Source organism: Veillonella infantium, assembly GCF_002959895.1.
GTDB classification, from domain to species: Bacteria; Bacillota; Negativicutes; order Veillonellales; family Veillonellaceae; genus Veillonella; species Veillonella infantium.
In genome coordinates this window covers 144,855-156,855 of record NZ_PPDD01000008.1, presented here as the reverse complement: position 1 = coordinate 156,855, position 12,001 = coordinate 144,855, and the positions used below count along the sequence as shown (strand labels likewise).

Sequence of the window (12,001 nt, the reverse complement as noted above, 5' to 3'; positions counted from 1 at the left end):
ATATATTATTATGTTAGATTCACTTTTGCTTAGTAGAGTAAAGTCTACCGATTCTGTCCATTTTGTGATAATATACATATAGATTTATACATTCAAAGTGAGTGAGGCGATATCATGACTTCTGTAGAAACTATTCGTCAGTCAGTGCGTACAGCGATGGCTGAATTGCTAGATTTGGCAAAGGTTCGAGAAGGTCAATTATTCGTGGTGGGTTGTTCCACTAGCGAAGTTATGGGTAAGAAAATTGGCACTGATTCCCACATTGATGTGGCTCAGATCCTATTTGATGAAATATATAAAGCTGTTAAAGCTAAAGGTCTTAATTTGGCCGTTCAATGCTGTGAACATATTAATCGAGCTCTTGTTATGGAACGAAGTGCAGTAACATGGGAGGAAGAGGTTAATGTAGTACCTCAACGTCATGCAGGTGGAGCCATGGCTGTTACTGCCTATGAACGTTTTGACGATCCAGTGATGGTTGAATTTATTAAAGCTGATGCAGGTATCGACATCGGGGACACTTTTATAGGTATGCATATGAAACATGTTACTGTACCAGTGCGCCTCAGTATTAAAGAAATTGGTGAGGCTCATGTAACCGCTTGTCGTGTTCGACCTAAGAGCATTGGTGGTGAACGTGCTGCATATAATGAAGCGTTGATGTAGGGGGATAGTATGTCAAACGTAATACCATATTTTGTATTAGCTGTTGTGGCGCTTGGATTTTTTGCCATTTGTTACGCCGTTTTTAATCGTAATGATAGTGAAAGCCAAGCTAAAGATGAGCACCATGATAGATCTGTTACTAAGTTTGATGGTGAACATCATAGAGAAAAGTCCGTTAATGAATCTAGGGTAGGGGATGTAACTGTTACACATGAAGGTGGAACCAATGTGTATACGGCCTCTGTGTTAGAGGATAATGAAGAGTATAATGCTTCTGAATCTATGGTAACTGATGAAGATACATCTTATAACCGACGAGATGGCAATCAATTACATGTGGAAAACTCCGAAATAGGATATTCCTTGGCCTTAGGTCATCATGCAGGAGAGACTGAGACTAAATCAAGTCAAGCTGACTTAAAAGGACAAGAACCTGTTCAAGATACATCTGTTTCTGCTGATTCTATTCCGCATGAATCTGTTTCACATGAATCTATTCAAGTGAATTCTGCTTCTCTAGAGAAGACAGAATCTGCTCCAACAGAACATAGTAATGATGAAACTATTATAATGCCTGCAGTTTCTGATGGTAAACGCTCTAATAGTGAGCATCATTCCACTCCATTGATGGATAAGACGATTGTTCTTGATGCTGTTACAGATGAACTTCGCAATCGCGCTAATTCTGTAGAGGATACGATTGCTATGGGCGAATCTGTAGAGGCTCTTGAAGCTGATGAAGCAGAACATATTGAGGCTACACAAATGATCGGTGGTGTCGATGAGATTAAAACAGCAGAAGGCCCATCTGTATTGGATGAAACACGCTTGTTTGATGCTTCCGAAATAGAGGCTCAATTGGCAGCCGCTAGTATGGTTGAAGAAGAGGTACCAACAGGGCAATGGGCTAAAGCGGCACATGAAGATAAATGTATTGAATTGGCAATGGCGCCATTTGTTCATGCCTTCGGCGTATTACATGGTGATACACAACATTATGTGGAATCTATTACAAGAGATGCGTTAGCAGCTCTTAATATTACAAAGTTAGCTGAAGTCAACGCACTTTTAGACAATATTGTTATTCAAGAAGCATTGATGAGTATGCAAAAGGCGTATGCTGCTACGAATACAGAGTGGATGAAATCCGCTGCGTTAGGTGCATTCCTAGATGTAGTACAATCACCTAAGTCTAGTACACCGTACCTTGTAGCCTTTGATGCGTTACGCGTATTGCCACATTTAACGCTAGGTCATTTCCAAGTTATGGCATTGACATTATTGTTACAATACTCTAGAAACTCTAATAACTATGGATTGATTCACTTCCAACATTATGTAGAAAAATATATTGAGCCATTCATTTCTGATTTGCCTCAAAATAACTCTTTCTATCGTCAGCTAGACTACTTACGCTGTACGCAAGAGGAACGCGAACCAATTACATTAGCTCAAGTGTTATCCAATTCCTATCCATTTGTGTTCAACTATCGTGGCTTCTCGAAGGAGGAACTCTTCCGTGCTACCGATGGTCATGGCGTTGATCCACGTTATGTGGTGCGTAGCTTGAATTCCAATCTTTATAAATTGGCGTTAGTTGATGAGTCTTTAGCACCTCGTTTCTTTAGACAAACTCGTATTTCTGATTCTATGGTTCAACGTGATCTCATTGCGCTTATGAAGAGTAAACCGACTGCTTTCAGAGGTCAAGAAGCACGTGATATTATGGATGATATTTCTCCAGTTCTACTAGATTTAGCGGATGTATTTGATCATACGCCGATGTCTAAAATCAGTTTAACATTACTTGGCCTATATTTAGGTCGTGCTCATGTGAAAGCTACGATTGGTGAAGAATTCGATTTATCTCATTGGTTCTAATGTGTAAAATTAATTGCTAAGAACTAATATTAAAGAATTAATACTAAAGAATTAATACTAAAGAAATAATAACTGTATACTAAAAGGTCTCCCTAGATTATATAGGGAGACCTTTTTACGTTTATTGTATATTATTAGTTTTATTATAGGTTAAAAGATATGCTAGAAGCTATTAAAACCGAATTCTTCGATTCCTTCCACGTCTTTTAGTGTTACTGTACGGCCTGTAATATCGATAATGCCTTCATCTCTTAGGCGACCGAGTTCGCGGCTAAGTGCTGTGCGAGATACATTGAGTACCTCTGCCATTTGCTCGCGGTTATGTGGTAAATGGATTGTTGTAGACTGCTGACGTTTATAAATGTCTGTTAAGTACGCGAAAATCTTCTCGCGCATACCTTTCAAGGTAAGATAATGAACCTTTCTTGTGAGGAGAATAGCTTTTTCAGACAAATCCTCCAATAGGTTGGACAAGATTTTGGTTTGGCATTGTTGGCAATCAGGCAATGTATCAATAAATGTTTCAAGAGGAATGAACATAATTTTACTAACCTTTGTAGCTTTAATCGTAGCAGGCCATAATGGTTGTTTACTAAATAGTAATGCTTCACCAAAAATATCAGATTGTTCAAGGTTAGCCATAATAACGCGTTGGCCCATAACATTTTCACGTGTCAGTAACGCACTGCCTTCGAGAATGACCCCAATGCCTTCCATCGGATCCCCAGAGAGGGCAATAAAATCATTTTTCTTATAGCTATGCACAATAACTTTCGCATTATGTAAATAACTGCGTAGTTCAGGTTCGCCCAACTTATTAAATAAAGGGCATTTAATTAGGGTAGGTAGATATTGGTTGATAATGTCATTTGAAAGTATTTGCTTCATGGTCGCCTCCGATGTGACGAAGTCTATAGTAAATTAAATTGATTATTGTATAATAATAGTATAAGGTCAAATGACCTACCTGTTCCACAAGGGGAGCTAGGTAAAAATTTTGAAAAAGTTTTTTATTTGTTGCTCAAGCTACAGAAATTGTATCACCTTTACGTTATACTTTCAAATGTAATCAATCAGACACCTGATAATTCATCAGTGTAATGTATAGGTTTTATATTATCTAGCTTGAATGCGAGGAAGTCTCGCAAAGGAGGATTTTTAAATGAGCATGTTCTGTTATCAATGCGAACAATCTGCAGCACCTGGCGGCTGTACTGTACAAGGTGTATGTGGTAAAACTGCACCAGTTGCTAATTTACAAGACGAATTAACTGCTGCTTTAGTTGGTTTAGCACGCGCTTTAGACGTAAAAGGCCAAACTAAAGAAGGCGTTGACTATTTAATGCGTGGTTTGTTCATGTGTGTAACAAACGTAAACTTCTCTGAAGACCGCGTTCAAGAATTCATCGACGAAGTAAACGCTTATCATGCAAAAATCGATAGCGCAGCTCAAAACTTCGATTGGGAACAATTGTGGAAAGGTGAAGAAGATATCGTATCCCTTCGTTCCACATTATTGTTAGGTATGCGTGGTATGGCTGCTTATGCATGGCATGCTGCACGCCTTGGTTTCCATGATCCTGAAGTTGATGCTTGGTTCATCAAAGGCTTGGTAGAATTCGCTAAAGATCACAGTGCTGAAGAATGGTTGAACTTATTGATGGAATTCGGCCAAATCAACTTGAAATGCATGGCTATTCTTGATAAAGCTAACACTGAAACATATGGTACTCCAGTACCAACTACAGTACCTTTGACTGTAGAACCAGGTCCTTTCATCGTTGTAACTGGTCATGACCTTCACGACTTGAATCAATTGTTGGAACAAACTGATGGTAAAGGTGTAAACATCTATACTCATGGTGAAATGTTACCTTGCCACGCTTACCCTGAATTGAAAAAACATCCTCAATTGAAAGGTAACTTCGGTACTGCATGGCAAAACCAACAAAAAGAATTCGTTGACGTTCCTGGCGCATTCTTGTTCACTACAAACTGCATTATGCCACCAAAAGAAAACTACAGAGCTAATATCTTCACTACAGATATGGTAGGTTTCGACGGCTGTGCACACGTAGAAGAAAAAGCTGATGGCACTAAAGACTTCTCCGCTGTTATTGAACGTGCAATCGAATTGGGCGGCTACAAAGAAGCTCAAGAATTCACTGGTATCAACGGTGGTCACGAAGTAACTACAGGTTTCGGTCATGGCACAGTATTGGGCATTGCTGATAAAGTAATCGACGCTGTAAAAGCTGGCGCAATCAAACACTTCTTCTTAGTTGGTGGTTGTGACGGTGCTAAAGTAGGCCGTAACTACTACACAGAATTCGTAAAACAAACTCCAGATGATACTGTAGTATTGACATTGGCTTGTGGTAAATTCCGCTTCAACGACCTTAACATCGGTGAAATCGGTGGTATCCCTCGTATCCTTGATATGGGTCAATGTAATGATGCTTACTCCGCTATTCAAGTAGCAGTAGCTTTGGCTGGTGCATTTGAATGTGACGTAAACGACTTGCCATTAACATTGGTATTGTCCTGGTACGAACAAAAAGCAGTATGTATCTTGTTAACATTGTTGGCATTGGGTATCCGCAACATCTACATCGGACCTTCCTTGCCTAAATTCTTCTCCAGCAATGTATTGAACATTTTGGTAGAAAAATTCCAATTACATCCAATTACAACTCCAGAAGCTGACATGAAAGCTATCTTGGGCTAATAGGATCCATTAACTTATTAACTACAGTCCTACTTCCCCTCTCTTTTATGATTTAGGACTGTTGTTATAAATAACGCACCTTAGGTTCGCCTAAGGTGCATTTTTTACTATTTATGTGAAAGCTATCCGTTAGTGGCTGTATATTGATGGGGCCCAGTTTTGTATCTACAACCTAGTTAAAAAGGAAGGACTATACTTCTTTGCTCCTCGTGACCTGATGTCGCTGCATAAGTATAGTCCTTCCTTTTTATAACTGTAGATAAGAAGGCGTCCCATCAATATACAAACTTTTAGAACAGCTTTTACAAGAGTGGTAGTCCTCTGTAGGCAAACAAATATGCCTCTAATGTGCATATAGACATGTTTAAATATTGATTGTTATACTATAGGTAAAGTAAGATTTTCACATTGTTTATGTGTATATAGAGGCGTGTATGAATAGTATTTTTGATATTATAGGGCCTGTTATGATTGGCCCGTCTAGTTCGCATACAGCTGGTGCTGCGCGGCTAGGTAAGATGGCGCGGTGCATTTTCCGTTCCACACCTAAAAAGGTAGATTTAACCTTATATGGCTCTTTTGCTAAGACCTATAAAGGCCATGGTACAGACCGTGCCTTGATTGGGGGCTTATTAGGTTTTAAAGAGGATGATACGAATATTCGTATTGCTCATAAATTAGCTGAAAAAGAGGGCATGGAGTATAACTTTATCGAGTCTCCTCTTGATGTAGGTCATCCTAATGTAGTTCGTTTTGATATGTACGATGAACATAATCGTCATATGACTGTGATTGGTCGATCTCTTGGTGGCGGTCAAATTATGATTACCGAAGTAGATGGCAATGATATGTCTATTACTGGCGATGAGTTTACTCTTGTTGTATTCCATGAAGATAGACCTGGCGCCATCTCTTTGGTGAGCCAAGCATTGAGTGAGTCCGATATTAATATCGCTACCATGCGCGTGTTTCGGAAGGGTAAGCACAAGGATGCAGTGATGGTCATTACTACAGATACAGTAGTAAATCCTATTACCGTTCAGTTTATGCGCGAGTGTCCAGGCATTCAAGATGTGATGACCTTTGAAGCGTTATAGGAGGGCGAATGATGAGTTATGCATATGATACAATTGCAGATATTATTCGCTTAGCTGAGGAGAATCATATTTCCTTCGGCGATGTAGTACTGCGTTATGAATTAGAGAATTATGACCGTAGTGAAGAAGCGGTTATTCGAGAAATTGAGCATCGGTTAGATATTTTTGAAATGTCTATCCAAGATGGTATTGCATATACTGATAAAACGGCATCTGGTATGTCCGGTGGTCAGGCGGCACAGCTTAATGGCCAAGCACCAAGATTTATGAGTGATATTGCGTACAAGGCGATGACCTATGCTATTGCTGTTAATGAAGCAAATGCAAAGATGTTCCGCATTGTTGCGTGCCCTACGGCTGGATCTTGTGGTGTTATGCCTGGCGCGGTGAAAGCAGTAGCGGACCATTACAAGCTAGATAGAGCAACTATGGTAAAGGGCTTCTTGGCTGCCTCTGGCATTGGCAATGTCGTAGCGAATCGCGCTTGTGTGGCCGGTGCCGTTGGCGGATGCCAAGCAGAAATTGGTACGGCCGCTTGTATGGCTGCCGGTGCCATTGTAGAAATGATGGGTGGTACGCCTCGTCAAGTAGGACATGCTATCGCATTGTGTATGAAAAACTTATTGGGCCTTGCCTGTGATCCAGTAGCAGGGCTTGTAGAGGTACCGTGCGTCAAACGTAATGGTTTCTATGCAGTTCATGCCATTACTGCATCTGAATTGGCTTTGATGAATATTGAAAGTCAAATTCCACCAGATGAAGTTATTGAAGCAATGAATAATATCGGGCGCGCTATGCCAGCAGCATTGCGTGAAACAAGTGATGGCGGCCTTGCGGTAACACCGACGGGTACAGCTATTGCAGAACGAGTGCAATCCTTATAGGATTGCACTTTTTTCATGCTTTCATTTGTAGTAAAATAAAGGTTAGACTAGTTCAGAAAGGAGTGTGTAGATGGAACAAGCCAATCGAATATTGACTGTATTAGAAGAAGACGGTTATGAAGCCTATATCATTGGCGGAGCAGTGCGCGATATTTTGATGCATCAAAAGCCTCATGACTTTGATATTGTGACGTCTGCACGTCCTGATACGGTAATTGAAGTCCTACGAAGTCAAGGTATTCAAACGACAGACTTAGTAGGAAAATCCTTTGGTGTAGTAGTAGCTACACTAGAAGGAAAGCAATATGAAATTGCAACGTATCGCACTGAACGATATGGAGCGGATAGTCATCGACCAGAAGAAGTCGCTTATGCCGATACCTTGGAGGAAGACGTGTTGCGTCGCGACTTTACGGTCAATGGCATGGCGATGAATCGTTTTGGTGAGGTCATAGACCTAGTAGGTGGACGTCGAGATATCAAGCATAAGACATTGCGAACCATTGGCAATGCACAGCAACGCTTTGAAGAAGACGCATTGCGATTATTTAGAGCATGCCGCTTTGTGGCAAAGCTAGATTTCTTACCTACCGAAGACTTATTAGAAGCTATGCCAAAGGCATTTTATCGTGTGCCTGGGTTATCTCTTGAGAGAGTCCGTAGTGAACTGGACCGACTCATGTTAGAGCCCGCTGTGGCTAAGGGCCTTGATGTATTAGTACAATCTCGCTTGGCCGAGTGCTCTTGTCGCGTTGTAGAAAATGGCATCGCTCGTGAAGTGCCTATTTTACCAGAGCTATACCATCTTGTGAATTTACCACAAGAAAAAGACTTTCACGAATTTGATGGTTGGTATCATACATTAGCCGTTGTATCTCATACAGAACCAGATTTAATATTGCGTTGGGGTGCACTGTTACACGATGTAGCAAAGGGGATGCCGGCGGTACGAGCTGTTATTAACGGACGTTTGACGGATCGTGGCCATGATACATTAGGTGCTGAAATGACAGAAACCTTGCTTACTCGTTTAGGTTACCCTAAGGCTTTTGTGCGCCGTGTAGCTTGGATTGTAAAAAATCATATGCGCTTTCACTATTTTGTACAAAATGGGGAAGCTAATGAGAAGAAGTGGATCCGTAAAGAGGCTCGCAGCGGTGAGTTTCGAGATAGTCAAATTATGCGAATTGCATGGGAACAATTATCTAAGGTTTGTGCTGCCGATGTGTTAGGCTGTGGGAAGCCTTATGCATCGACTGATGGTACCTTAGCCTTTGGTGAATGTATGGCAGATCTTAGCCTAGAGATGCCTATCCATACAAAGGATTTAAATTATGACGAACGAGTTATTAAGCTTGCAGGGAAAAAAGTGGGGGAAGGATTGCAGTATTTATTAGGTCAGGTACAAAATGGGGTGATTCCCAATGAACCAGATGCATTATATGATGCATTAGACCATAAGTTACGCCGTCCAGTGGAGAAATGATGAAGTTATTAAATAAAGCGTTATTACGCATGAGTGATTGGAGTCGCACTACGTGGTGCCTTGCCATACTCATGACCGTTGCCTTCGTCCTTATCGGACGTTTAGCACAGTTACAGGTCTTTGATACCTTTGACCTAGAGAAGAAAAACTTATTACAAGTTCAAGTAGATAGAAAATTACAATCGCCGCGCGGTACAATCTATGACCGTAATGGCAAGCCTTTGGCGATGAGTGTAGTTACAAAATCTTTATATGCGGATCCGAAGATGATTAAACAGTCTCCTCAAGAGATTGCGGATCTCATCTCACCGTATGTAACGATGTCAAAAGAGAATATTGTGAAAGCTTTGCAAGAGGATACCGCCTTTGTCTGGTTGAATCGTATGATGGATGCAGACAAATCAAAAGCGGTACAACAAGTTATTAAGGATAATAATATTGCAGGCCTCAATTTCGTTGAAGAATCTAAGCGCTATTATCCAAATGGTGTCTTAGCGGCACAAGTATTAGGCTTTGTCGGCACTGATGATAAAGGTCTTGATGGTCTAGAAATGGTTCTTGATGACGAATTAAAGGGGGGCGTACAACAAGAAATTGTAGCTACTGATAATAAAGGGAATGCCATCTTTGGTTCCGTATTATCTAAATTTTTACCAGATAAGGGTAAAAGCGTAACCTTAACCATCGATGCAACAATTCAATTTATTGCAGAACGCGCTCTTGATAAGGCGATGGTTGATACAGGAGCTAAGCATGCCAGCGTTATCGTTATGGATCCAAAGAACGGTGAAATATTAGCGATGGCCAATCGTCCAAGTTATGATCCTAATAACTACAACCAAAGTGGTGAAGAGGCTTTCAAAAATATTGCGGTTACCAATTTATATGAACCAGGCTCTACATTCAAACCTATCATTGCATCTGCAGCTCTTGCAGCAGGCAAATGGAAGTTAGACACTGTGTATAACGATAAAGGGGCCTTCGCTGCCAATGGACATATCATTAGAAACTGGAATGGTGAGGGATATGGTCCTGTTCGTTTGCTAGATATTTTGAAGTACTCTATTAATACTGGTATGGCTGAAATTGGTACATTAACAGGTGCAGATATTCTCTCGAAATATATACGTGATTATGGCTTTGGCTCTGAAACAGGTATTGAATTGCCTGGTGAAGGAGCAGGTATTTTGTATAATCCAGAGGATATGAGTAAGCTAGACGTTGCGACTATGTCCATCGGTCAAGGTATTGCGGTTACACCATTACAAATGGTTCGCGCCTTTGGTGCACTTTCTAATGGTGGGGCTATGATGAAACCACATATCATCAAGTCTTATAGTAACTCTCAAGGCGATGTTACAAGTACGACTGAAACATCTGTTGTGGGACAACCAGTTCCGGCGGAAACCGCTAAAACCATTGTAGATATTCTAGAAAAAGAAGTATCCGAAGGTGGCGGTACAAAAGCGATGGTAGAAGGTTATCACTTCGGCGGTAAAACTGGTACGGCGCAAAAACTAGATACCAAACATGGCGGTTATCTCGACGGACAATACATTGCGTCCTTTATTGGCTTTGGCCCTGTAGAGGATCCAAAATTTGTAGTTCTTGTCGTTATTGATGACCCACAAAAGGGTTCTTATTATGGTAGTCAAATTGTAGCCCCTGTATTTAAGGACATCGTATCTCAACTTGTACGGTATTACCAAATGAGTCCGTATGTTAAAGAAAGTACACCAGTAGCTGTTAAAGCTGCTAATACATTACCTGAACCAAAACCGGGAAGTGATGGTTCTGTTACATTGCCTAACTTTACTGGTTTTACCTATGGTGAAGTGCGTGATTGGTTACATAAGGCGGGACTTGCCTTTAAACCGGATGGAACTGGTACGGCTACATCTCAAGATGAAAGTAGCGGTACAACTGTTCAGGCTGGTACAGCAATTACTGTTCATTTCCGTAGATAAAACGAATTCGGTCATAATTAGAAATTATAGACAGTTCGTTATATAATAGAATAAGAGACTTAGGTGCCTCTCCGGAGGCACCTTATTTTATAGATAGTTTGAATGAATGGAGATACTTATGATCGAATTACGCGGTAAAGCAGTAGCAGACGCTCACAAGGCGATTTTACAAGAAAAAGTTGCAGCAGTTGGCGACTCTGTAATTACTATGGCAGTATTACTCGTTGGTGAAGACCACGGTGCTCATATGTACGCTACATTTATGGAAAAGACAGCCAAGAACTTTGGCTATGGCTTTGTGTTAAAACAATTACCTGAAACGGCTACACAGGATGAAGTAGTTACAGCATTGCAAGAATTAAATAATGATGCGGCTGTTCATGGGATTTTACCGTTAATGCCGATGCCTAAACACATTGATACAGAGGCTCTTATCGATATGCTAGATCCTAAAAAAGATATCGATGGTCTAACTACGTATAATATTGGTCTTGTAACTGCCGGTAAAGGTGGCTTTGCCCCTTGTACTGCCAAGGCGTGCATGGCGATTTTAAACCACTATGATATTCCTGTAGAGGGTAAACATGTGGTAGTAATCGGTCGTAGCCAAGTGATTGGTAAGCCGGTAGCTCTTATGACACTTGGTGCACATGGTACGGTTACAATGTGCCATTCCAGAACCCCTGATTTGGCAGAACAAGTAAAACGTGGCGATATCGTTATTGCTGCAGCGGGTCGTGCTCATATGATTACAGCAGATATGATTAAGCCAGGTGCTGTTGTTATCGATGTAGGCATTAATGAACTAGAAGGTAAGACGGTAGGCGATGTTGATTATGAAGCGGTAAAAGATATTGCGTCTGCAATTACTCCAGTGCCTGGTGGTGTAGGCTCTGTAACGACTACTATGATGCTTGAAGCTGTATATGAGGCATACCATGCATGAGATGTCTATAGCAGAAGGTATACTTGATGTAGCCCTCGATACATTGCGCCAACACGATGCATCTGTGATTCATTCCGTTCAACTCGATTTGGGCCTTATGAGTGGAGTAGAGCCAGATTCTCTCCTATTTTGCTGGGAAGCCGTTACAAAGGGGACTGCAGCAGAAGGTTCGCGTATAGAAATTAATACGATTCCTATTGAAGGAAAGTGCTTGGATTGTGATAAAACATTTCCTGTAGAAAATTATAAGTTTATCTGTCCCTATTGTGACAGTCATTTCGTACAAACCATTGGTGGCCGCGAACTACAAGTGACCTCCATGGATATCGATTGATAGAAAGGTTAG

General features: G+C 40.9%; 10 protein-coding genes. 9 read left to right on the top strand and 1 reads right to left on the bottom strand.

What is annotated here, in order from left to right; all coding sequences use genetic code 11:
* Positions 1-114: 114 nt before the first annotated feature.
* Together VCHSUH03_RS04655 and VCHSUH03_RS04650 are read left to right on the top strand one after the other, a co-directional pair.
* Positions 115-666: a TIGR01440 family protein gene (locus VCHSUH03_RS04655; RefSeq protein WP_105094198.1), complete on the top strand. Its 552-nt coding sequence runs from the start codon at positions 115-117 to the stop codon at positions 664-666.
* Positions 667-675: 9 nt separating this feature from the next.
* A complete protein-coding gene (locus VCHSUH03_RS04650; protein WP_105094197.1) occupies positions 676-2,547 on the top strand; it encodes an LPO_1073/Vpar_1526 family protein in 1,872 nt (623 codons plus the stop codon).
* A 162-nt stretch (positions 2,548-2,709) separates the two neighbouring features.
* Here VCHSUH03_RS04650 and VCHSUH03_RS04645 read toward each other — a convergent pair whose 3' ends face one another.
* Positions 2,710-3,435, bottom strand: a complete 726-nt coding sequence (locus tag VCHSUH03_RS04645) for a Crp/Fnr family transcriptional regulator (RefSeq protein WP_105094196.1) — start codon at positions 3,433-3,435, stop codon at positions 2,710-2,712.
* Between the two features lie 274 nt (positions 3,436-3,709).
* On the opposite strand from VCHSUH03_RS04645, the gene hcp reads away from it, so the two are divergent.
* From hcp to hypA, 7 genes are all read left to right on the top strand, one after another.
* Positions 3,710-5,275 (top strand): hydroxylamine reductase, encoded by a 1,566-nt coding sequence (gene hcp / locus VCHSUH03_RS04640; RefSeq protein ID WP_105094195.1) that lies wholly within the window; start codon positions 3,710-3,712, stop codon positions 5,273-5,275.
* A gap of 434 nt (positions 5,276-5,709) precedes the next feature.
* Positions 5,710-6,372: an L-serine ammonia-lyase, iron-sulfur-dependent subunit beta gene (gene sdaAB, locus VCHSUH03_RS04635; protein WP_105094194.1), complete on the top strand. Its 663-nt coding sequence runs from the start codon at positions 5,710-5,712 to the stop codon at positions 6,370-6,372.
* 11 nt (positions 6,373-6,383) lie between these two features.
* A complete protein-coding gene (gene sdaAA, locus VCHSUH03_RS04630; protein ID WP_105094247.1) occupies positions 6,384-7,256 on the top strand; it encodes an L-serine ammonia-lyase, iron-sulfur-dependent, subunit alpha in 873 nt (290 codons plus the stop codon).
* A 70-nt stretch (positions 7,257-7,326) separates the two neighbouring features.
* Positions 7,327-8,742, top strand: coding sequence for a CCA tRNA nucleotidyltransferase (locus VCHSUH03_RS04625; RefSeq protein ID WP_105094193.1), 1,416 nt, complete (start codon positions 7,327-7,329; stop codon positions 8,740-8,742).
* Positions 8,742-10,709 (top strand): penicillin-binding transpeptidase domain-containing protein, encoded by a 1,968-nt coding sequence (locus tag VCHSUH03_RS04620; protein ID WP_173015035.1) that lies wholly within the window; start codon positions 8,742-8,744, stop codon positions 10,707-10,709. Before VCHSUH03_RS04625 ends, VCHSUH03_RS04620 begins: the two co-directional genes overlap by 1 nt.
* 118 nt (positions 10,710-10,827) lie before the next feature.
* Positions 10,828-11,655, top strand: a complete 828-nt coding sequence (locus VCHSUH03_RS04615) for a bifunctional 5,10-methylenetetrahydrofolate dehydrogenase/5,10-methenyltetrahydrofolate cyclohydrolase (protein WP_060924355.1) — start codon at positions 10,828-10,830, stop codon at positions 11,653-11,655.
* A complete protein-coding gene (gene hypA / locus VCHSUH03_RS04610) occupies positions 11,648-11,989 on the top strand; it encodes a hydrogenase maturation nickel metallochaperone HypA (protein ID WP_005385455.1) in 342 nt (113 codons plus the stop codon). Before VCHSUH03_RS04615 ends, hypA begins: the two co-directional genes overlap by 8 nt.
* Positions 11,990-12,001 lie beyond the last annotated feature (12 nt).